This is a genomic window from Corynebacterium sp. 13CS0277 (assembly GCF_002994655.1).
Classification (GTDB): domain Bacteria; phylum Actinomycetota; class Actinomycetes; order Mycobacteriales; family Mycobacteriaceae; genus Corynebacterium.
On the sequence record NZ_PPDL01000015.1, the window covers coordinates 37,029 to 58,922 of the forward strand.

Genomic DNA, 21,894 nt, shown 5'->3' on the forward strand with positions numbered 1-21,894 from the left:
GTGGCAGGTCGCGCCGGCGGGCGCGGCGGGCCGCTTAGCCGAGGGTTTTCAGGCTCACGCGCGCCCCAGGTTTCTGGGCGCTGCCGGCCTTCGGGTGGGTGCTCACCACCCGGGCGCCGCGGGAGGCGGTGGTGTCCACCTGGAAGCCCGCGGCCTTGAGGATCTTTGTGGCCTCCTCGACCTTCTTGCCGGTGACCTTCGGGACGGTGACCTTCGCCGGCAGCACCAGGTCGACCTCCGTGTAGGCGGGGTTGACGAGCTGGCCGGCCTCCGGGTAGCTGCGGAGGACCGTATTGGCCTTGGCGGGCTGGTCCTCGGTGACGATCTGGCCGACGGTGAGCCCTGCCTCCGCCAGGGCGGCCCGCGCCTCCTTTTCGCTCATCCCCGCAAGCTGAGGGACTTCCAGTGCGGTGGAGACCACGAGGTCCACCGTGGAGCCGCGCAGCAGCTCGTGCCCGGCCTCCGGGCGGGTGCCGGCCACCATGCCGCCGCGGGTGTGCTCATCGAACTCCTCGATGCGGGAGCCGACGCGCAGCCCGTTTTTCTCCAACAGCTCGGTGGCTTTCTCCACCGACAGATCATGGACCTGCGGGACCGCAACCGGGGCGGGCCCCTTCGACAGGTGCACCGTCACCGTCGAGCCGACGCCCACCTGGGTGCCCGCGGCAGGTTCCGCGGACACCACCTGCCCGTGGGGCACGGTGTCGCTGTACTCCTCGGTGCCGGTGAGCACGTTCAAGGTGCGCCCGCTGGCGTCGCGGTCGAAATCCTCCAAGGTGCGGGAGGCGGGAATCTCAGGGACGACTGGCTGCCCGAGGGACAACTCCAGCGTCACCGTTCGGCCTTTTGGGAGGCGCTCACCCGCCTTCGGGGTGCTGCCGATGACCTGGCCGGCGGGCACCTCGTCGCTGTAGGTGTGTTCTTCGGCGAGGGTGAAGCCGGCGCCGGTCACGGTGCTGCGCGCCTGTTCCGGCGGCATGCCGATGACGACGGGGATGTCGCCGTAGCGGCCGGAGCCGAACCACCACCCGCCGAGCGCGATGGCGGCAAGCATGGCGACGACGACGGCCGCCCATAGGGCGGTTTTCCACCCGGAGCGGTTGCGCACCACGGGCGCGTCGACGAGTTCCTCGAGTTCCTCCTCATCCCCGGTGGCGACCTCGCCGCCGGGGAACAGCGGCTGCTGTACGCCCGCATACTGCACGCCCGGGTGTGGGGCGGGGGGATAGTCGGTGGCCTGCGGGTACTGGGCGGTGGCCTGCGGGGTCGGCAGGGCTGCGGTCGCGCCCGCCATGCCCGGCAGCATCGGCTCGGCGTCGCCGCTGCCCGCGTCGTCGACCTGCGGCAGCACTGAGGTCTCCAGGGCGGCGGTCTGGCCGCCGCTGGGCAGCACTGTCGTGGCCTCCTCGTCGGCCGCGTCCCCACCGCGGCGCGGCGGGCGGCTGGGGGGAGTCGGCAGTGCGGTCGTGAGTACTTCCGTGGGGGCGGCCGCGCTGGCCCCGGGGCCGGCAATGACCCCGGTGATGAGGTCGGTCTGCTCCGTCGGCACCGCGGACGCGCGGTGCGCGGCCGCATTGCGGGGCACGGGCACGACGAACGCCGGCAGCCCCAACTGATCTGCCGCGGCGTCGAGGGCGGCGAGGAACTCGTCCGCAGTAGGGTAGCGGTCCGCCGGGTCGGCGGCCGTCGCGGTGCGCACCAACTCGTCGAAGGCGGGCGGCACCCCCTCGATCATCGTCGACGGGGCCGGCACGTCCTGCCGGAGGCGGGCGTAGGCCACCTCCTTCGGGTCTGCGCCGGTAAAAGGGGTCACCCCGGTGAGGAGTTCGAAGAGGACGACACCGGCGGCGTACACGTCGGCCGCCTGGGTGAGTTTTTCCCCGCGGACTTGCTCCGGTGCGAGATACGCCGCGGTGCCCATGATGGTGTCCTCGGGCGCATCCGCCCGGTTGATGCCGCGCACCAACCCGAAATCGGCGAGTTTGACCTGGTGGTCGCTGTTGATGAGCACATTGTCCGGCTTGATATCGCGGTGGATCATGCCGGCCCGGTGCGCCACCGATAAGCCGGTGAGCGCCTGCCGGAGTACCGCGGTGGCCGCGTGGGGCGGCATGGGGCCGCGCTCCGCGAGGAGTTCGCGGAGGGTGCCGCCGGTGATGAGCTCCATGACGAGGAACACGTCCGGCCCCGTCGAGGAGGTGTCGTAGACGTTGACGAGGCAGGGGTGGGACAGCTGCGCCATGCTGCGCGCCTCCCGGCGGAAGCGGGTGCGGAACAATTGGTCGTGGGCGTAGGCGTCGTCCAGCACCTTCGCCGCCACTGCCCGCCCCAACCGCAAGTCAATGCAGCGGTACACAGTCGACATGCCGCCGCGTGCGATCGGGTAATCGATGCGGTAGCGGCTGTCGAGAACATCGCCGGGTTTGAGGTGCGCCATGGGCACTAGTGTGGCATGGCCTGCAGCGGCTGGCCACCCACCACACCGCGACAGCGCACCAGCGGGCTCAAGCGGGTGGGCGTAATCGCGGCGGCAGGCGGTTTCCGGCTACGCTGTCAGGCGTGGCTGGAAAGAAAAACTCCCGTAAACCCTCCCCGCGCGGCCCCCGCCGCCGCCCGCAGCTGACCTTCGTGCCCCGTGGTGAGGGGCGCGACCTGCGTGGCAGCACCACCGAGGAGCAGGCGCCCGCGCCGGCACCCCGCCCCAGCGTGGCACTGCTGGGCGCGGATGAGCCGGTGCTCACGGTGCCGGACGCCGCCGAGAAGATGGGCGTGGTCGTCACCAAGGTGCAGAACCTGCTCAAGCAGCACGAGATCATCGCCCTCGACCGTGAGGGTGTGGCCGTGTTGCCGGAGAAGTACTTCACCGCCGAGGGGCACATCAACAAGTTCGTCCCGGGCGTGACGAAGCTCCTCGCCGACGGCTCCTACAGCGACGAGGAGATCATCGAGTTCCTCTTCACCGAGGACGATTCCCTCCCCGGGCGCCCCATTGATGCCCTGCATGGGCACCTCGCCCGCGAGGTCATGCGCCGCGCCCAGGGCATGGCGATCTAACACCCCGCACCCGCCCACCTGACGACGACACCCCGGTGGGGTGCAGAGACGTGTAAGCGTTGCTTGGACTCCCTGCACCCCCACCGGGGTGTTTTGTGCGTGTCGGCTAGCGGTCCTGCCGCGCCCACAGGGGACGACCCACAAGCCAGCGGGCCGTCGCCCAGGCGATGAGCAGCAGCGGCCAAATCCAGATCGTGTCGTAGAGCTTGTGGTTGCCGGAGGCGGTAAAGGACATGCCGACGGTGATGCTGCCGACGATGACGACGCTTGTCACCCAGCGCGGCGGGCGGATGGTGCCGACGAGTGCCAGGGGGCTGATGTAGTACCAGGGCAGGGTCACCGCGTTGAACACACACGCCACGCAGAAGGCGGCGACCATGCCGCCGATGGCCTGGCGGCGGCTGCGGTGGAACCACAGCCAGCTGGCGACGAGCCCGGCGAGCATGGCGACGGTGGCGACCGCGCGGGTGACGGCCAGGGTGTCGTTGTAGGAGAAGTCCTCGGAGAACTGCCGACCGACGCTGACGATGAGCCCGGCGAGGAAGGAGGGGAAGGCCAGGGGGTTGATGACTTTGCCGTTGCCGCTGATTTCGCTCACCCAGCCCCAGGTGGACCCCACCGCGGCGGTAAGCACGGCGAGCACCGCCACCAGCCAAGCGCCGAGGCCCGCGCCGCAGAGCACGGCCGCCAGGAGACGGCTGGTGAAGGTGGGGTCCGGGGGCGTGGTGGGGGAGCCCACCACGGTGCGGCTGCGGCGGCGCCCCCACCAGCCGAGCAGCTGGCCGGCGGCCATCCACGCCACAAACGGCAGGATGAGGATGGCGGTGGCTTTCACCGCGATCGCGGCCGCGAGCACGGCCGTCGCGCTGAGCATCCGGCCCCGCACCGCGAGTGCGACCGCGACCCCGGACAGGCCCACCATGAGCGCCTCGTTGTGCATGCCACCAATGAGGTGGGTGAGGGTGACGGGGTTGGCGACACCCAGCCACAGTGCGAGCGCCGGGTTCCCACCCAGCCGGGTCGCGATGCGGCTGGTGGTCAGCGCGATGAGCACGAAGCCCAGCACCGACAGGGCCTTGTAGCACACCACCCCGAGGGTGACGTTGTCGCCGGTGATGCTGGTGATGACCTGCCCGATCCACAGGTGCAGCGGCCCGTAGGGCGTGGTGGTGGTGCGCCAGTCGTGGGAGACCTCCGCCAAGTACACGCCCGGGTCGACGATCGCGCCCTGGGTGTAGGCGTCGAAGCCGTCGCGGGTGAGCGCGCCCTGCATGAGGTAGGAGTACACGTCCCGGGAGAGCACCGGGGCGGCGAAGACCAGGGGGACCGTCCACCACACGAGGCAGCGGCGCACGACCGCCGCCGCGGGCGCGAAGGGGCGCTGCTGTTCCCCGGAGGCGGTGAACACGGCCGCCCGCCCGAGGCACACCCAGGCCACCACCAGTGCTGTCAGCCCCGTCCAGAAGCAGGCGTTGAGCAGCACGGCGGCGTGCCCAAAGGTGAGATTGCCCAGGCCCAGGTGGCGGAGCATCCCACCGGAGTAGCGCACAGCACCCGCGCCGAAAGAACCGGCTGCGATCAGTGCGGTGCCTGCCGTGCCCAGCAGGCGGGCGGTGTCGGCGAGAGGGTGGCGGCGCAGGGCGCGCAGCAGCCACACCACAGGGCCATCCTGGCGCAGGGAGGTGGGAGATGTGGGCGTGGTCGGGGAGTGGGAAGCAGGGGCAGTCATGGCAGCAGCACGCACCTGCGTGTGTTAGGCGCGGCGGGCCGTGGCCCGCACCGCGAGGTCGTGCAAGAGATCGCCGACACTGTGGTGCAGTTCGACGGCGTCGACGGCGGCGAGCCCTTCGGCGGTGAGCTGCTGGATCTGCTGCTCGACGGCGTCGACCGCGCCCAAGGAGGAGATGAGCTCGGCCAGGCGGGCGATGTCCTCCTCGGAGGTGACCTGCCCGATACCGGCCCGCAGGGCGGCCGCCTGCTCCGGGGCGCGCTCCTGCGCGGCGTGAAGCGCCGTGGCGTAGAGGACGGTGCGCTTGCCCTCCCGCAGATCATCGCCGGCGGGCTTGCCGGTGACCGCCGGGTCGCCGTACACGCCCAGCACGTCGTCGCGCAGCTGGAACGCCACCCCCACCTTCTGCCCATAGCTGCGGTAGGCGTCGACGATGCCCTGCGGGGCGTCGGCGATCGCCGCGCCCAAGTGCAGGGGGCGTTCGATGGTGTAGGCGGCGGTCTTCAGCCGGTTAATCTTCCACGCGTCCTCCACCGACTCGGAGCCCGCGGCGTGGGCGGAGATGTCGAGAATCTGCCCGCCGATGACCTCGGTGCGCATCCGCTGCCACGGCAGCCGCGCCCGCTGCAGGGCGGCAGCATCCAGGCCTGAGGTCATGAGCATGTCATCCGCCCACGCCAACGCCAGGTCGCCCAGCAGGATGGCGACGGCCGCCCCGAAAGGCTCCGCCGCGCCGGAGTGCCCAAGGCTGCGGTGCCGGGCCTCCACGGCGCGGTGCACGGTGGGGCGCCCGCGGCGGGTATCGGAGGCATCAATGATGTCGTCGTGGATGAGCGCGCACGCCTGGATGAGCTCCAGGGAGGACACTGCCGTGAGGACCGCCTCCGGGTCGATATCCGCGTCCAGGCCACCGGCGCCGACGAAGCCCGCCCAGGCGTACACCGGGCGGATGCGCTTGCCGCCGCTGAGGCAGAACTCCTTGAGCAGCTGCCCCGCGTAGGAAATCGACGGGTCGATGTCGTCGACGATGGCGCACTGCTCGTCGAGGAACGCCCCCAGGCGGGCGGTGACGGTGGCGGCGATGTCAGGAGGCGTGAGATCGTAGGCGGTGCTCATAGTGTCTTATTCTCGCACGCCCGCGCACGCGGCTTCCTCCCCAGCGTCCCAGGCACGCCTGCGGATGCTTCTTACCCCCGGACAGGGGGAGTGGGCGCGCCGGGTGTCAAGGCGCGCGTAGCCGGTGCGGGGGTGGGGTGTGGGGTGCGTTGTGCCAGCGTGCGGGCACTGCGTTCCACGGCACGGAACGGGGTGTGAACAAAGCTGTCCACTTTGTGCGCGCGTTTGCTGTACAAACATGCGGGCTGGCTTCTACCATGTCCAAGCATGGCGACCGCGCACCCCACCCCAGAGCACTCCCACGATCCCGCCGCGAACCCGGCCCCGGCCGCGCCCGTGGAGAACTTTCAGCTCAGCATCACTGACACGCTCCGCCGCACCCCGGCGGGCCGGGTGCCGTTTTCTGTGGAATTCATGCCGCCCCGCGACGATGCGGCCGAACAACGGCTCACCCGCGCGGCGTCGACCTTCCACGACCTCGGCGCCAGCTTCGTCTCCGTGACGTACGGGGCCGGCGGCTCCACCCGCGCCCGCACCCAACGCGTTGCCGAACAGCTCGCCAAGCGGCCACTGACCACCCTGGTGCACCTCACCCTCGTGGAACACACGACCGCCGACCTCAAAGAGATCCTGCGCGGCTACGCCCGGGCCGGGCTGTCCAATTTGCTCGCGCTGCGCGGCGACCCGCCCGGGGATCCCCTCGGCGACTGGACGCCCGTGCCCGGCGGACTGCGCTACGCCAGCGAACTCATCGACATGGTGCGCAGCATGGAGGAATGCGCCCACTTCGACATCGGCATAGCCTCCTTCCCCGAAGGGCACTACCGGGCCGCCAGCCTCGACGAGGATACGAAGTACACCGTCGCCAAGCTGCGCGCCGGCGCGAACTACTCCATCACCCAGATGTTCTTCGACGTCGACTACTACCTCCGGCTGCGCGACCGCATCGCCGCCGCCGACCCCGAACAGGGCGAAAAACCCATCATCCCCGGGCTCATGCCGATCACCTCCCTGCGCAGCGTGCGCCGGCAGGTGGAACTCTCCGGCGCCTACCTGCCGCCCGCGCTGGAAGACGCGCTCGTGCGCGCCGCCGCCGGCGACGAGGAAGCCCACCGGGACGACATCCGAAAAATCGGCATCGAATACTCCACCCACATGGCCGAACGCCTCATCAGCGAAGGGGTTCCGGACCTGCACTTCATGACGCTCAACTTCGCCCGCGCCACCCAGGAAGTCCTCCACAACCTCGGCATGGCCCCCGCCTGGGACGCCTCCCAGGGCCACGACGTCCTTCGCTAAGCGCCCCCCGCGCGGGCTTAGGCGGTCCGCCGCGCGCCGGGCAGCGGTAGCGGTGCCCCGAGGATGGCGAACAGGCGGGCATCGCCGGGGAAGGTGATATCGCGGAGGATGTCACCGAAGCCTAAGCGCCGGTAGAGGCCAAAGGCGTTGTTCGCCTCTTGGGCGACCTCCGGGGTGCTTAACAACATCCGCTGCGCGCCCGCCTCCGCGGCGGCGATCGCGAGCTCCTCCACCAGCAGGCGGCCCAAGCCCGCGCCCTGGTGCGTCGGGTCGACGTGGACTTCCGTGAGCTCAAAGTAATTTCGCAAGACATCCGTCGGGGTGCCCGCCGCCAACAGTCCGTAGCGGACGTTGGCGTACCACCAATCCAGGTGGGTGCCCAGCGAACCGTAGGCCACGCCCACCGGGCGCTGCCCGTCCTCCGTCTCGGTCAGCGCCACCACGGCGGCGAAGCCGGGCTCCATGATCGCCCGCCGCCACGCGGTCACCCGCCCGGCAAACATCTCCCGGGGGTAGTCCATCGCACGCAGGTAAATGCCCACCAGGTGGGGTGCGAGCAGAGAAAACTCGGTGGGGCTGAGGCGGGCAACGGAATAACTCACGCGTCTATCGTGTCATCCCCGCGCCCCAGCGCAAGTGCTCCGGGGGAGGGGAGAGTAGGGGTCCGGGTGTCCGTGCCGTGCTCGCAGCACTGGTGCCGCGCGGCGCGCACACGCGAGGTGCCGCGGGAATGCCTCGGGCGAAAAGTGCTCGCTAGCTGCGGTGATGTGGGGTGCTGCCCGGCGTGTCTCAGGGGTGGGAATCTGCGGGTGGGTGACGCTGTTGCACTCGACACAGAGTCGCCGCACATTCCAGGGCAGAGGTGTTCGAAGAAAAATCTTGGCCCAACCCCTAGCGAACTGGCGCGTGTGGTGCTACAAAGGAAGTAGAGATAGAAAGTCCGTTCGAGATTTTTTCTTCCCGGTTCCCGGGGTGCTGCCTACAGTGAGCATCACCGCGCCCGCCGGGGAGTCGCATCGATACTCACCGCAAGAGGCGTCCACCGCCACCGAAGACCCCACGTAAGGAGGAGATGACCATGACCACCTCGACCCTGCACCCCACGCCCGTCCCGTCGCAGCCTGCCGCCCAGGCAGGGGAGGGGGCCATTCACTCCGCCACCCTCACCCGCCTGCACCCCCGCACCGGTGGCAGCACCCGCTTCCGCAACTGGGACTCCTTCATCTCCAGCGCCCAGGTGCTGCTCGGTCAGGCGGAAGACGCCCTCGCCGCGGGCGACCTGGTCTTCGCGCTCGAGTACGCCTACCAGGCGGGCCTGCGCACCGCAGGTGCGCGCACCGCGACCTCCCCGGTCATCGCGCGCCGTAAGCGGCTGCCCTCCGGGGCCTGGGAACAGCTCGCGCTCGTCGGGCAGGACTCCGCCGAGTGGGCCCGCCGCCTCGGCGCCTACTCCCGTACCCGCTCCCGGGTGAACTCCGGCATCGAGCGCGACGTCGATCCCGCCGTCGTCGAAGAACTTCTCGCCGCCGTGCGCGAGTTCTTCGAGGCGACCGTCGTCGGCGAAGGTGCCGCCGCAGCCTGAGCCGTACAGGTGTGGGCGCGTCCTGCTCCCGGGTGACTGCCGGGAGCAGGGCCCGTGACTCTGCGGCCGTGAGCGCCGGTGCAGGGTTGGCGTCGGAGGGCCTGTCGCCTGGGGTTCCTCTCCGCAGGTGTGGGCGGGCACTGTCGAGGCCGGTGGAAGCGCCGGAACGGGCATCGGCGGTGGGGTGAAGGGCCGTTGATCCTGGCGACGGCCCATGAGGGGAACTTTCGCGGTAGGGTTGGCGTTATATTGACTGACCGCCCGCCACCGCTGCGGGCCCAGCAGCTGCCGCCCGCCCACGTCATGTGCGGGCCGTTGCTTGTCGTCATCCGACTCACTCCGCACCACCCCACCAGGAGGAACAGTGGCACTCTCTGAGCAGGAGCAGAAGGTTCTCCGCGAGATTGAAGCTCAGCTCTACGCCGATGATCCGGTGTTTGCTGGCACCATTCGACGCCCTGCGGGCGTCGGCGCCAAGGTCGTTGCCCTGGTGCTTCTCGGCCTGGTGTTCCTCATCGGCGGCATGGCCCTGCTGCCGACCTCGAAGTACTTCATGCTGCTGTCCGTCCTCGGCTTCATCGTCATGTTCGGCACTGGCATTTGGGCGCTGCGTGGGACGGCCAAGGAGGCTCCCGCCCAGTCGCTCAGTGCGATGGCTGGCCGTCCGGCCGCCAACCCGGCACCGCGACCGGGGCGTGGTCGCGCGAATGGTGGACTGGGTCGTCGCATGGAAGACAACTTCCGCAAGCGCTTCGATAACTAACTCCCTGTCACTGTGAGCCCGGGCGTGCATCGCCCGGGCTCTGTGCGTTCTTCGCCTTCTCCTCTTGTCGAAGGAGGCGTCACCTCCCCGTGGGATCCGATAGGTGGATCCGGCGGGGAGGTTTTTGTGTGATGCCCGCGCGGGGCGATGTTGCGGGTGAGTCTCTGTCGGGGCCGGTCGCCCCCGCGAGGGGGCTGTGGGGGTGTGCGTGGGTGAGATCTGTGGGGTCTCGGGGTGGCGGCCCCACTGGGCTGGGGTGAACGCCAGGTGGGGGAAGAAAAACTGGGCACAATCCCCCGATCCCCCACTTTCACCCACCCTGATCCACGCGGAGGCGTTCATTGCCTCCGGGAGTAGAGCTGGCGTGGCGTGTGGCCGTTGGCGTGTGTGCTGTATTTGCGCAGGTCTACTCGGGTGTGGGGCGTGGTGGGTTGTGGGGTGGGGGAGTGCGGGGGACTCTTCTTTCACCTTGTGTTGCAGCTGTGGCTCATGTGGCTATTGATGCTGGTGGGGTGATGGGTCTGTGCTGTGCCTGGGTGGCCGCCCCACAATTTTTCACGGCTGTGACCTGTGCGTTTTGCGTCCGGGTGGGGCGGAGTGGGCCTTTGCTCTTCCCTGGGTGGGGGAAAGTGGGGTATTGTGGGGCGTGCAGAACCGGCATGGTGGTTCGCGGACCCCGCGACACACCACGCGAGAATTCCCCTTCACTGTTGTGACACCCTCCCTCCTTCCGGGGAGTGCGCCACCAACGAACCAAGGGGGCGCATCGCGCGAGCGGTTGATGCGGAGCACGCGAACAAGGCAAACACCAGGGAAGGGCGGTGTCGTATGTTCCTCGGCACCTACACCCCGAAACTGGACGACAAAGGTCGACTGACCTTGCCCGCAAAGTTCCGCGACGAGCTCGCCGGTGGCTTGGCCATCGTCAAGGGGCAGGACCGTTCTTTGGCAGTGCACCCTCGAGAAGCTTTCGAGAAGCGCTTGCGCAAAGTGGCGGAGACCTCCCGCTCCAACCCGGAGGCACGTGCGTTTATCCGCACCTTGGCGGCGAGTGCCGACGAGCAGCGTCCCGACGGCAACGGCCGCATCAAGCTGTCTGCAGAGCACCGCAACTATGCGGGGCTGACAAAAGACTGTGTGGTCATTGGCTCCGTCGACTTCCTGGAAATCTGGGACGCCGAAGCCTGGGCCGCCTACCAGAAGGAGAACGAAGCCTCGTTCTCCGCGGGTCAGGAAGCGGTCTTCATGGACCTCATCTAGAGGTTGTTTTCGCTGGGGCTCGCGTGGCCCCGCCAACGAACTGCATATCCACAACGGGTGAGCAGGGTGCATGCATGAACTCTGCTTGGTTGTTAAGCGTCCGCTCTCTGGTGCACTTCCCCAACATCAGAGGGACGCTACGTCCAAGCAGGGCTCTGTGGGCACCCTTTTGCCACATCTCCTCCAGGCGGCCGCGCCGTCAACGAAAAGGGCAGGGGGCGTGGCGTGGTGTTTTCACTGTCTTCCGCCCGCGGCGTCCGCTGTGCACAGTCGTCGACTCTTCCCGACGGCTGGTGGGTGTCGTGGTCGGCCTTTTTCTTCCTCCTCCCGCATCCATCCCACCATCCACGGGGTGCCTCGTCCCTGGTGGGCGTGCGGGTGTGTCCTTCGGCGAGATGACCCCCTTCGGTGGGGTGCTCGCACTGTTTTTCACCACCGGCGCGTGTGGGGTGTGTGCCCCTCGTCTCGCCTCTGGTGGTTCGCCCCGTGTGGGCGTTGTTCCCTTGGCAACGCAGACCCAAGACGAAAAGGGGGGTGCTTCCGGCGCGATGGCTGTTGATCACGAGCAGGTGCAGGCCGATTTGGTGGCCAATCACGGGCATGTGCCGGTGATGCGGGATCGGGTGACGGATCTACTGGCCCCCGGGGTGGAGGCCCTGGGCCGCGACGCCGTCATCATCGACGGCACGCTGGGGGCGGGCGGCCACACCGAACACTTCCTCACCGTCTTCCCCGAAGCGTCCGTCATCGGGCTGGACCGCGACCCCTACGCCCTGGCGCAGGCGCGTGAGCGTCTGGCGCGCTTCGGTGAGCGTTTCGTGGGCGTGCACACCCGCTTCGATGGGGTGGGCGAGGCCCTGGCCCGCGGCGAGGGGCCGGCCTTTGAGGCTGCCCGCGCGGGCGGCGTCGCCGGCGCCCTGTTCGACCTCGGCGTGTCCTCGATGCAGCTGGACCAGGAGGAGCGCGGTTTCGCCTACCGGGTGGATGCGCCGCTGGACATGCGCATGGACCCCACCCTGGAGACCACGGCCGCCGACATTCTCAACACCTACAGCCATGGTGATTTGGCGCGGGTGCTCAAGGACTACGGCGACGAGCGTTTCGCCGGCAAGATTGCCGCCGCCGTGCTCAAGGAACGACAAAAGGCCCCCTTTGAGACCTCCGCCCGCCTGGTGGAGTTGCTGTACGCCACCATCCCGGCGGCGACCCGCCGCACCGGCGGCCACCCCGCGAAACGGACCTTCCAGGCGCTGCGCGTGGAGGTCAACAGCGAACTGGATTCGCTCACCCAGCTCATCCCCACGATGGCGCAGATCCTGGCCGTCGGCGGCCGGATGGTGTTCATGAGCTACCAGTCGCTGGAGGACACCATCGTGAAGAAGGCCTTCAAGCAGTTGGTGACGTCGACGACGCCCCCGGGGCTGCCGATGGACCTGCCGGGCACCGCCCCGGACTACCGGCTGGTGACCCGCGGCGCGGAGAAAGCCACCCCGGCCGAGCAGGAGCAGAATCCCCGCTCCGCGCCGGTGCGGGTGCGCGCCGCCGAACGCATCGCCACCGACCAGGCCCCGCCCGCGGCGGACACGCTGGCCGCCTGGCGCGCGGAGCTCGACCCCACCACACCCCCCACGACCGACCACGACGACGCGAAGGACGCGAACCGATGACCATGGCTCTGCAGTTCCCCGAGGACAACCCCGGCGGGCGTGTGCGCCGCGTCCACATGGGCAGTGACGCCGGCAGCCGCACCACCGGCCGCAGTCAGGCGGAGCGCCTGGCGAATCTCGGGCTCACCGTGCCCGCCGGTGGTGGGAGCGTGCGCACCCTCCCGCGCCCCCAGCGTGGCGACGCCCTCGACGTGGTGGCCGCACCGCCGCAGCGCCGCAGCACGCCGACCATCCCGGTGCGCCCCCGCCCGGAGGCAGCCCCCCGGGGCCCTGTGGTGCAGCCGCAGCGGCGTGGCCGCCGGGTGCCGATGCCGAAGTCCGATCCGGCGTTCATCCGCTTCACCCTGCTCATCTCCCTGCTGCTGGTCGGCGGGGTGGCGGTGACGATGCTGTTCTCCGGGGAAGCTACCCGCCAGTCCTTCGAGCTGGCGCAGCTCAAAGCCAACGAGGAACTGCTCGACAATCAGATTGACACCCTCAACCGCAACGTCCGCAACGCGGACTCGGCGGCGGAGATCGCGCGCCGCGCGATGGAGATGGGCATGGTCGTGCCGGACCAGCCGGGTGTGTTGGCCGTCCAGCCGGACGGCACTGTCGCCCAGCTGCGAGAGGCCGACCCGTCGAAGACCCGCCCGCTGGTCGACGTCAACGGCGAACAGATTCGCCCCCTGCAGCCCACCACCAATCCGGCGGACGTCGCGGCTGTGGCCGGCCAGGTCGTCCAGGCCCCGCAGGCCGTGCCGGGCGTGGCGGCCAACCTGGCGCCGCTGCCCGCGGCCGCACCCTACGAGGCGACGCGAAGGGACTAGACGACGGTGAGCACTCGCACGCCACGCGACGACGCACACAACAGGGGCCGTTCCGGTGACACCCACCGGAGCGGCTTCCGCCGTGCCCAGGACCGAACGACCAGCGCGTCTACGCACACCGACCGGTCTGGCAGGCCGCGCCCCGCCGGGCGCAGCACTCCTGCGGGCGGCGGCCTGGGGGAGATGTTCCGCAACACCCTCCGCCGGGATCCCGCGCTGGAAGCGCACCGCACGGATACGGCGATGTTTTCCTCCCGTTCGCGGGTGCTGCAGCTTGTCGTCATGCTGCTGCTCGTCGGCATTGTGCTGCGGCTGAGCTGGCTGCAGGTCGCCCGGGGTGCGGAACTCTCCGAGAAAGCCGAGGTGCAGCGCACCCGCATCTACGTCGACCCGCCGCGCCGCGGCTCCATCCTCGACCGCAACGGCGCGAACCTTGCGTTCACGCTGCCGGCGAAATCGTTGACGATTAGCCCCAACCGGGTGCGTCTCGACGCGGAAGAGCCGGCCCGGTGGAACCCGAAGAACACTGTGGACAAGCAGCTCGCTGCCCTCGCGCAGGACATCCACGACGCGGTCGCCACCTACGGTGGGGCGGAGATGGCGGAAAAGGTCAAGACTGAGGACATTATTCGCACCCTCAACGAGGACAGCGACTACGAGGTCCTTATTCGCAACGTCGACCCCGATATCGCGACCCTGGTGGCCCGCGACGTGCCCGAGGTGGCCGCCGACCGCCAGGACATTCGCCAGTACCCCAACGGCGCGATCGGTGAGAACATCATCGGCCGCACCGAGATGAGCGGCGCCGGCCAGTTCGGCCTCGAGGCCTCCGCCGACGCCAAGCTCGCCGGCAACGCCGGCAAACGCAAGCAGGAAGTCTCCGTCCGCGGCCAGGTCATTCCCGGCTCCCTGGAGGAAATCCTGCCGGTGACCAACGGCTCCTCCCTCGAGCTGACCATCGACATTGACCTGCAGACCTACGTGCAGCAGCAATTGGAGCAGGCCACCGCGAACTCCGGTGCGAAGTCGGCGTCCGCTGTCGTCCTTGACGCCCGCGACGGCACGGTGCTGGCGATGGCGAACTCCGGCACGGTCAACCCCAACGGGGATGTGGCCAAGCAGCTGGAGGAGGGCAAGTCCTTCACCAACGAGTCCCTCTACGCCGCTTTCGAACCGGGATCGGTGGCGAAGATCGTCACCGCCGCCGCCGCAATTGAGGACAAGCTCACCACCCCGGATGAGGTGCTGCAGGTGCCGGGCCAGATCACCCTAGGGTCGGCGACGGTGAGCGACGCCTGGGAACACGGGGTGGTGCCGTACACCACCACCGGCGTGTTCGGGAAGTCCTCCAACGTCGGCACCCTCATGCTGGCGCAGCGCGTCGGCGAGGACCGATTCGCGGACATCCTGCGCGACTTCGGCGTTGGCCAGCCCACCGGGCTGGAATTGCCCGGCGAGAACTCCGGCTTCCTGCCGCCCCGCGACCAGTGGTCCGGCGGCACCTTCGCCAACCTGCCCATCGGCCAGGGTTTCTCCCTCAACCTCGTGCAGATGGCCTCGATGTACCAGACTGTCGCCAACGATGGCGTGCGCGTGGAGCCCCGCATCATTAAGAAGGTGATCTCCCCGGATGGGACGGAAACCATCCCGGAGCCGGCCCCGAAGCACAAGGTGATTTCCCCGGAGACGGCGTCCACCCTGCGGAGCATGTTCCAGGCCGTGACCCAAAAGGACCCCACCGGTGTGCAGCAGGGCACCGGCCCCGGTGCCGCCGTGGAGGGCTACCAGATCGCCGGGAAGACGGGCACCGCCCAGCAGATCGACCCGAACTGTAAGTGCTATTCGAACTCGGACTACTGGATCACCTTCGCCGGGATCGCACCCGCGGACGATCCCCGCTACGTCATCGCGCTCATGCTCGACGACCCGGAGCGCGGCGTCCACGGCGAGGGCGGCCAGACGGCGGCCCCACTGTTCCACGACATTGCCTCCTGGCTGCTCGATCGCGACAATGTGCCGCTGTCGCCGCCGCCGAGCGGCAAGCTCATCCTGCAGGCACAGTAGCCACAGCCCCTCGCGTCACGCATCCCAGGCCCCGTGTCACCCCACCCGTCGTTTGCTGCGGGGGGTGACCCGGGGCCTGCGGCGTGCCTGGGGGAGGGGTGCGGTCGGGGCAGGTGGGTGGAGGGACACGCGTACGGCTGCGCACTTCGCCGGTGCTGGCCCCGGCGGGTAGCCTTAAGTACCACGACAACGCCTCCGCGCAGACCCCTGCAGCGCAGGCGAGAAACCAACCCCCACATGTGATCAAGGAGTGGCTACCACACCGTGTCGACCGCGAAGAAGTCCGTGGCCCAACTCGCCGACCTCGCCGGAGGAACCCTCCTCGGCGCCGGGGCCGGTGAGCAACCTGTCAGCGGCATCAGTATCAATGCCCAGGCGTGTGGGCCGGGCGACATGTTCGCCGCCGTGCCCGGCACCCGGGCCCACGGGGCGTCGTTCGCTGTCGACAGTGCCGCCGGCGCGGTGCTCACCGACGCCGCTGGTGCGGAGATCCTGAGCAACGCGGGCTTCGACCGGCCGGTCGTGGTGGTCGCTGACGTGCGCGCGGTCTTAGGCGCGGTCGCCTCCGCGATCTATGGGCACCCGAGTGACAAGCTCACCATCATCGGCATGACGGGTACCTCCGGTAAAACGACGACCTCTTACCTCGTGGAGGCGGCACTGTTGGCTGTCGGCCGTTCCGTCGGCCTTATTGGCACGACTGGCACCCGCATCAATGGGGAACCGATTCCGACGCAGCTGACCACCCCTGAGGCGCCCACCCTGCAGCAGCTGTTCGCCACCATGGTGGACAAGGGCGTCACCCACGTCGTCATGGAAGTCTCCTCCCACGCGATCAGCCTCGGGCGGGTCGCCGGCACCCGTTTCGCGGTGCAGGGCTTTGCGAACTTGAGCCAGGACCACCTCGATTTCCACCACTCCATGGAGGAGTACTTCGAGGCCAAGGCCCAGTGGTTCACCCCGCTCGTCGACGGCGACCCGGCAGTGGCCGACACGAAGGCTGTGGTGGTCCTCGCCGACGAGTGGGCAGGCCGTCTTGCTGAGCGTCTCGGCGAGCGCGCGGACACCGTGGCCCTGGGCGACGCTGCGGCTGACGTCGCCCCCGGTGAGGCTGCGGGACCGCGCTTCGCGGTCGGCGCGGTGACTTCTCGCCCCGGCGGCGGCCATGGTTTTTCCTTCATCGACCACGCCACCGGCGCTGCGGCCGAGGTGGAGCTGCCCCTGCCGGGCCGTTTCAACGTCGCCAACGCGGCGCTGGCACTGGCCTGCCTCGTCGAGGTCGGCGAGGACCTGGAGCAGTCCGCCCACGCCCTGTCGCGGGTGGCTGTTCCCGGCCGCATGGAGCGCGTCGACGTCGGCCAGCCCTTCCTCGCCGTCGTCGACTACGCCCACAAGCCGGCCGCCGTCGCCGCCATCCTGCGCACCCTTTCTGAGCAGGTCACCGGCCGCGTCGGCATCGTCATTGGTGCGGGCGGCAACCGCGACACTGCCAAACGCCCGCTCATGGGTGCCGAAGCCGCCCGGGGCGCCGACCTGGTCGTCGTCACCGATGACAACCCCCGCGATGAGGACCCGGCCGCCATCCGCGCCGCCGTCCTCGAGGGCGCCCGCGCCGCCGGTGGGCGCGCCGTTGAGATCCGCGAGGAGCCCAACCGCTCCCGGGCGATTGATGCGCTCGTGCAGTGGGCCCAGCCCGGCGACGCCATCGTCGTCGCCGGCAAGGGGCACGAGACCGGCCAACTCGTCGCCGGCGTCACCCACCCCTTCGACGATCGGGAAGAACTACGCCGGGCACTCCACGCCCACGCGGCCGACACCCGCTAGCGGGAGCGCGCACCCGGGGGCACCCCGGTGAAGCACCGAGGTGCTTCGACACCCGTGGTGGCCGCACGTTGTGTTCGTTTCTTCGTGCAGCGCCGCGAGGGCCGCAAGGTCTGTACCGGCGTGGTTGTTTTCTGCCGTTGATGTTTGTCCTCTTTCTTTTTCTCGCTTCTCTTCTTCCCTTGAGCTTGTTTCTTACCCCTGTTGTTTTAGGCGGCCTGCTGTGATCCCTTTGAGCCTTGAAGACATCGCCACCCTCACCGGCGGCACCCTCGACCTGGTGGACGACCCCAGCGTGGAGGTCACCGGGTCGGTCGAGTTCGACTCCCGCAAACTCACCCCCGGTGGGCTGTTCGTCGCGCTGCCGGGCCTGCGGGTCGACGGCCACGACTTTGCCGCGCAGGCCATCGCCGACGGGGCGGTGGCGGCACTCGCGGCCCGCCCGGTGGACGCGCCGGCGATCATCGCCGCGCCCGTGGAGCAGCCCGACAGCAACGCCGAGGCCTTCGACAACGACCCCACGGGCGCGACCGCCAGCGTGCTGGCGGCGATGAGTGCCCTGGCGCGCCACGTGGCAACCACACTCACGGCGCGCGGCATGACCATCATTGGGGTGACGGGGTCCGCGGGGAAGACCTCGACGAAAGACATGATGGCGAGCCTGTTCCGGGCCGCGGGCCCGACGGTGGCTCCCCCTGGCAGCTTCAACAACGAAATTGGGCACCCCTACACGGTGCTCACCTGCGAGGAAGACACCCGCTACCTGGTGGCGGAATTGTCGGCCCGCGGGGTGGGGCACGTGGCCCACCTGGCGCGGATCGCGCCGCCCCGGATTGGGGTGGTGCTCAACGTCGGCACCGCGCACCTGGGGGAGTTCGGTGGCCGGGAGGTCATCGCGCAGGCCAAGGGCGAACTCGTTGAGGCGCTGCCGTCTGCCGCCGACGGCGGTGTGGCGGTGCTCAACGCCGACGATGAGTACGTGGCCGGCATGGCCGGCCGCACCACCGCGAAGGTGGTGCTGTTCTCCACGGCAGTCGATGCGGACACTGCGGCCGAGCGCGGGATCGACTACTTCGCAACCGAGCTGCGCACCGACGAGTTCGCCCGCGCCAGCTTCACCCTCCACACCCCGGCCGGGGTGGCGCCCGTGACGCTGAAAGTGGCCGGCGAACACCAGGTCGCCAACGCCCTGGCGGCCGCAGCGGCCGCCCTCGAAGCGGGGCTGCCCTTCGACCTCGTGGTCAAGGCACTGGGCTCCCACGAGGCGTCCTCGGCGCACCGCATGGACGTCCAACACCGCGCCGACGGGGTCACCGTCATCAACGACTCCTACAACGCCAACCCGGATTCCATGCGGGCGGGCCTGCGCGCCCTGGCCCGCATGGCGGACGCCCGCGGCGGAGCCCCCACCATTGCGGTGCTGGGGCAGATGGGGGAGTTGGGCGACGCCGCCACCGAGGAACACCAAGCCCTGGCCGAGGAACTCGCCGCGCTGGGGGTGCGCTCCCTGGTCGCCGTCGGCACCGGGGTGCACATCGGTGCGCTCGCGGCACGGGCCGCGGAGCTCGGGATCGCGACCGTGAGCGCGGACAGCGCTGACGCCGCCGTCAACCTCGTCGACAATCAGCTCACCGCCTTCCTCGACCACGACGCCGCCCACCCGCCTGTCGTCCTCGTCAAGGCGTCCTATGCGGAAAGCCTGTGGCGGGTCGCCCAGGGGCTTCTCGCCACCGGCTAGCCCGGCGCTGCTGCCGCCGGCAGCGCGCAGCGTGAAGCGACCTGCGCGCTTAGTAACTCTCACGGCGCAACCGATACGCTGTGAAATCGAACCGAACACGCCCGTGCATGCCGTGCGCGTGGCACGTGGACGTCGACTACGCACAAAGGACCGGAAAACAACCGTGCAACAGATCATTATCAGTGGGGCGCTCAGTTTCCTGGTGTCGATCTTCTTCACACCAGTACTGATTCGCTTCTTCAGCGCGGAGGGCCTCGGCCAGGAAATCCGCGAAGAGGGGCCGAAGTCTCACCTGCGGAAGCGTGGCACCCCCACCATGGGTGGTATCGCGATCCTCACCGGCATCGTGGTCGCCTACGTGGGTACGAACCTGATTTCCTTGGCCCGCGGCACCGGCGGGTTTACCGCCTCCGGTCTGCTGGTGCTCGCGCTGACGATCTGCCTCGGCCTGCTCGGCTTCGCCGACGATTACATCAAGCTCGCCAAGGGCCGGAACTTGGGCCTCAATAAGAAGGCCAAGCTCATTGGCCAGCTGGTGGTGTCGTTGCTGTTCGGCTGGGGAATTCTGAGCTTCGCCAACGACAAGGGGCTCACCCCGGGCAGCGGCAAGCTGTCGTTCATCCGCGACATCGACACCTTCCCCGTCAAGGTCGGCGCCGGGATCCTCGGCATGATCGTGTTCCTCATCTTCGTGGTGTTCGTCATCAGTGCCTGGTCGAACGCCGTGAACCTCACCGATGGTCTTGATGGCCTGGCGGCGGGGTCGACGGCGATGGTCATGGGCGCGTACTCCATCATCACCTTCTGGCAGTTCCGCAACTCCTGCGCCATTGCCGCCGCCCCCGGCTGCTACCAGGTGCGCGACCCGCTGGACCTGGCGGTGCTCACCGCCGCCGGCATGGGCGCATGTTTGGGCTTTTTGTGGTGGAACGCCGCCCCGGCGAAGATCTTCATGGGCGACACCGGTTCGCTTGCACTCGGTGGCCTGGTCGCCGGTATCTCCTTCGCCTCCCGCACGGAACTGCTGATGATCATCATTGGCTCCCTGTTCGTCATCGAGGCCGCCTCCGTGGCGATTCAGATCATCGTGTTCCGCACCCGCGGCACCCGTTTCTTCCGCATGGCTCCCTTCCACCACCACTTTGAAAATGGTGGCTGGGCGGAAACCACCGTCGTCATTCGTTTCTGGCTGATTACCGCCATGGCCTGCCTGGTCGGTGTGGCCTTGTTCTACTCGGATTGGCTCTACGCCGCCGGCGTCTAAGCACCTCGGTCGAGCCACCCTCATCGACGCACCGCCGCCCCTGGAATCTCCCCGGGGTTGGCGGTGCGTCGGCGTATGTCGGGGTGTGCGGGGGAGCGCCCGGGTGCGGGGTGTGCGAGTGTCTTCGCCCTCGGTGTCACAGGCGCACCAGTAGTATCAACTGATGACGACTGTCCACCGCCGTCGACGCAGGTTGCCCCCAGCCTGCGGGCCCAGAACCCAGCAGCACACGCGCCTCCTGTCAGGTGAGTGTGCTGTGGCGTGGCGGTGCGCGCCCCCGCTGCTGAAAGGTAACTCGAAGAAACCATGACTTCTGTTGCATCCCCCCGCCTCCCGGAGAACCTGCGCGGCCAGGTGCTGGTGTGCGGCGCGGGCGTGTCCGGCGCGGGCTGCGCCCACATGCTCAGCGCTTTGGGCGTCCACGTCACCATCGCCGACGATAACGAAACCGCCCGCCTCCGCGTCGTGGAGGCCACCGGCTGCGACTCGGTGTCGACCGAGGACGCCGCCCGGCGGCTGGGGGAGTTCAGCGCGGTGGTGACCTCCCCGGGCTGGCGCCCGGAGACACCCCTGCTGCAGGCGGCGCAGGCCGCCGGCCACCGCGTCATCGGCGACGTGGAGTTGGCGTGGCAGCTCGACCAGGCGGGCTGCTTCGGCGCGCCGCGTACCTGGCTGGTGGTCACCGGCACGAACGGGAAGACGACGACGACGGCGATGCTGGCGGCCATGATGCAGCAGGGGCCGCGCACCGCGCAGGCGGTGGGCAACATTGGTGTCGCCATCGGCGACGCGCTGACCGCTACCCCGCGGGTGGATGTGCTCGTGGCGGAAATGTCCTCCTTCCAGTTGCACTGGTCGGATACGCTGCACCCGGCGGCGGGCGCGCTGCTCAACGTGGCGGAAGATCACCTCGACTGGCACGGCGGTTACCCCGGCTATGCGGCGGCCAAGGCGCGCGCACTCGTCGGCGACGTGGCCGTGGTGGGCGTGGACTGTGCGGCAGCCGCCGCACAGCTGGAGCGCCTCAACGACCCCGCGACCCGCGTCATCGAGTTCACCGCCGGCGATCCGAAGCCGGGCCAGCTGGGCGTGCGCGACGGCATGCTCTACGACAATGCCTGTGGGGCGGGTGCGTTGTGCCCGGCCGACAACATCAGCCCGCAGGGGCCGGCGGGGATCTTGGACGCGTTGGCGGCCGCCGCGATCGCCCTGTCGCAGGGGATTACAGCTGAGCAGATCGCCGCCGCGCTCGCAGGCTTTGAGGTGGCCCCCCACCGGGGGCAGGTGGTGCACCGGCTGACCCCGGCACCGGGTGCTGACCCGATCGTGTTCGTGGATAACTCTAAGGCCACCAACCCCCACGCCGCAGAGCAGGCACTCGCCGGCTTCGCGCACGTGGTGTGGGTGGCCGGCGGGCAGCTCAAGGGTGCGGATGTCCGCCCCCTCGTTGCGTCCTGCGCGCCGCGCCTGCGGGCGGCGGTGCTGCTCGGCGTCGACGCCCCGCTCATCGCGGAGGCGCTGACAGACGCGGCCCCGGAGGTGCCGGTCACCCTCATCGACGACACCGACCCCGCCCGCGCCATGGATGCCGCTGTCGCCGCCGCCATCGCCGCCGCGCAGCCCGGTGACGCAGTGGTGCTGGCCCCGGCGGCTGCCAGCCTCGACATGTTCCAGGGCATGGGGCAGCGTGGCGACCTGTTTGCCGCCGCAGCCCGCGCCGCACACTAA

15 protein-coding genes and 1 pseudogene are annotated in these 21,894 nt (G+C 69.3%); 12 read left to right on the forward strand and 4 right to left on the reverse strand.

Translation table 11 applies throughout. The annotated features are described in order from the left end of the window. Nucleotides 1–34: 34 nt before the first annotated feature. Nucleotides 35–2,437 carry a PASTA domain-containing protein gene (locus C1Y63_RS07745; RefSeq protein WP_106015890.1) on the reverse strand — a complete coding sequence of 801 codons (2,403 nt, stop codon included), beginning with the start codon at nucleotides 2,435–2,437 and terminating at the stop codon, nucleotides 35–37. A gap of 269 nt (nucleotides 2,438–2,706) precedes the next feature. On the opposite strand from C1Y63_RS07745, the gene C1Y63_RS07750 reads away from it, so the two are divergent. Further along, on the forward strand, nucleotides 2,707–3,054 hold the full coding sequence (locus C1Y63_RS07750) for an Rv2175c family DNA-binding protein (protein WP_369831035.1): 348 nt from the start codon (nucleotides 2,707–2,709) through the stop codon (nucleotides 3,052–3,054). A 106-nt stretch (nucleotides 3,055–3,160) separates the two neighbouring features. On the opposite strand, the gene C1Y63_RS07755 is transcribed toward C1Y63_RS07750, so the two are convergent. Further along, on the reverse strand, nucleotides 3,161–4,783 hold the full coding sequence (locus C1Y63_RS07755) for an alpha-(1->6)-mannopyranosyltransferase A (protein WP_106015891.1): 1,623 nt from the start codon (nucleotides 4,781–4,783) through the stop codon (nucleotides 3,161–3,163). 24 nt (nucleotides 4,784–4,807) lie between these two features. Next, nucleotides 4,808–5,899, reverse strand: coding sequence for a polyprenyl synthetase family protein (locus tag C1Y63_RS07760; RefSeq protein ID WP_106015892.1), 1,092 nt, complete (start codon nucleotides 5,897–5,899; stop codon nucleotides 4,808–4,810). 267 nt (nucleotides 5,900–6,166) lie between these two features. Here C1Y63_RS07760 and metF point away from each other — a divergent pair, with 267 nt between their 5' ends. After that, the gene (metF, locus tag C1Y63_RS07765) at nucleotides 6,167–7,198 is read left to right on the forward strand and encodes a methylenetetrahydrofolate reductase [NAD(P)H] (protein ID WP_106015893.1); all 1,032 of its coding nucleotides are present in this window, start codon (nucleotides 6,167–6,169) and stop codon (nucleotides 7,196–7,198) included. A 17-nt stretch (nucleotides 7,199–7,215) separates the two neighbouring features. Here metF and C1Y63_RS07770 read toward each other — a convergent pair whose 3' ends face one another. Continuing rightward, nucleotides 7,216–7,800 (reverse strand): GNAT family N-acetyltransferase, encoded by a 585-nt coding sequence (locus C1Y63_RS07770; protein ID WP_106015894.1) that lies wholly within the window; start codon nucleotides 7,798–7,800, stop codon nucleotides 7,216–7,218. 476 nt (nucleotides 7,801–8,276) lie between these two features. Between C1Y63_RS07770 and C1Y63_RS07775 the strand changes: the two genes are divergently transcribed. The 10 genes and pseudogenes from C1Y63_RS07775 to murD all read left to right on the forward strand — a co-directional run bounded on the left by C1Y63_RS07775 (nucleotide 8,277) and on the right by murD (nucleotide 21,894). Further along, nucleotides 8,277–8,780 (forward strand): SAV_6107 family HEPN domain-containing protein, encoded by a 504-nt coding sequence (locus C1Y63_RS07775; RefSeq protein WP_158256116.1) that lies wholly within the window; start codon nucleotides 8,277–8,279, stop codon nucleotides 8,778–8,780. Nucleotides 8,781–9,144: 364 nt separating this feature from the next. Next, complete coding sequence (locus C1Y63_RS07780; protein WP_106015895.1) at nucleotides 9,145–9,543, forward strand: DUF3040 domain-containing protein; 399 nt, start codon at nucleotides 9,145–9,147, stop codon at nucleotides 9,541–9,543. Nucleotides 9,544–10,371: 828 nt separating this feature from the next. Beyond that, nucleotides 10,372–10,803, forward strand: coding sequence for a division/cell wall cluster transcriptional repressor MraZ (gene mraZ, locus C1Y63_RS07785; protein WP_106015896.1), 432 nt, complete (start codon nucleotides 10,372–10,374; stop codon nucleotides 10,801–10,803). A gap of 548 nt (nucleotides 10,804–11,351) precedes the next feature. Then, a pseudogene (gene rsmH / locus C1Y63_RS07790) lies at nucleotides 11,352–12,359 on the forward strand (16S rRNA (cytosine(1402)-N(4))-methyltransferase RsmH); the annotation flags it as partial. A gap of 107 nt (nucleotides 12,360–12,466) precedes the next feature. Next, nucleotides 12,467–13,279, forward strand: coding sequence for a hypothetical protein (locus C1Y63_RS07795; protein ID WP_106015897.1), 813 nt, complete (start codon nucleotides 12,467–12,469; stop codon nucleotides 13,277–13,279). Nucleotides 13,280–13,522: 243 nt separating this feature from the next. Continuing rightward, complete coding sequence (locus tag C1Y63_RS07800) at nucleotides 13,523–15,343, forward strand: penicillin-binding protein 2 (RefSeq protein ID WP_106015927.1); 1,821 nt, start codon at nucleotides 13,523–13,525, stop codon at nucleotides 15,341–15,343. Nucleotides 15,344–15,607: 264 nt separating this feature from the next. Then, complete coding sequence (locus C1Y63_RS07805) at nucleotides 15,608–17,167, forward strand: UDP-N-acetylmuramoyl-L-alanyl-D-glutamate--2,6-diaminopimelate ligase (RefSeq protein WP_106015898.1); 1,560 nt, start codon at nucleotides 15,608–15,610, stop codon at nucleotides 17,165–17,167. 220 nt (nucleotides 17,168–17,387) lie between these two features. Then, nucleotides 17,388–18,902, forward strand: coding sequence for a UDP-N-acetylmuramoyl-tripeptide--D-alanyl-D-alanine ligase (murF, locus tag C1Y63_RS07810; RefSeq protein ID WP_106015899.1), 1,515 nt, complete (start codon nucleotides 17,388–17,390; stop codon nucleotides 18,900–18,902). A 163-nt stretch (nucleotides 18,903–19,065) separates the two neighbouring features. Continuing rightward, nucleotides 19,066–20,166, forward strand: a complete 1,101-nt coding sequence (mraY, locus tag C1Y63_RS07815; protein ID WP_106015900.1) for a phospho-N-acetylmuramoyl-pentapeptide-transferase — start codon at nucleotides 19,066–19,068, stop codon at nucleotides 20,164–20,166. Between the two features lie 306 nt (nucleotides 20,167–20,472). Then, on the forward strand, nucleotides 20,473–21,894 hold the full coding sequence (murD, locus tag C1Y63_RS07820) for a UDP-N-acetylmuramoyl-L-alanine--D-glutamate ligase (RefSeq protein WP_106015901.1): 1,422 nt from the start codon (nucleotides 20,473–20,475) through the stop codon (nucleotides 21,892–21,894).

Excerpts from the sequence above, each read along its gene's own strand:
- C1Y63_RS07745 (WP_106015890.1), bottom strand. The coding sequence starts at position 2,437 with ATGGCGCACCTCAAACCCGGCGATGTTCTCGACAGCCGCTACCGCATC.
- C1Y63_RS07755 (WP_106015891.1), bottom strand. The coding sequence starts at position 4,783 with ATGACTGCCCCTGCTTCCCACTCCCCGACCACGCCCACATCTCCCACC.
- C1Y63_RS07760 (WP_106015892.1), bottom strand. The coding sequence starts at position 5,899 with ATGAGCACCGCCTACGATCTCACGCCTCCTGACATCGCCGCCACCGTC.
- metF (WP_106015893.1), top strand. The coding sequence starts at position 6,167 with ATGGCGACCGCGCACCCCACCCCAGAGCACTCCCACGATCCCGCCGCG.
- C1Y63_RS07775 (WP_158256116.1), top strand. The coding sequence starts at position 8,277 with ATGACCACCTCGACCCTGCACCCCACGCCCGTCCCGTCGCAGCCTGCC.
- mraZ (WP_106015896.1), top strand. The coding sequence starts at position 10,372 with ATGTTCCTCGGCACCTACACCCCGAAACTGGACGACAAAGGTCGACTG.
- C1Y63_RS07795 (WP_106015897.1), top strand. The coding sequence starts at position 12,467 with ATGACCATGGCTCTGCAGTTCCCCGAGGACAACCCCGGCGGGCGTGTG.
- C1Y63_RS07800 (WP_106015927.1), top strand. The coding sequence starts at position 13,523 with ATGTTTTCCTCCCGTTCGCGGGTGCTGCAGCTTGTCGTCATGCTGCTG.
- murD (WP_106015901.1), top strand. The coding sequence starts at position 20,473 with ATGACTTCTGTTGCATCCCCCCGCCTCCCGGAGAACCTGCGCGGCCAG.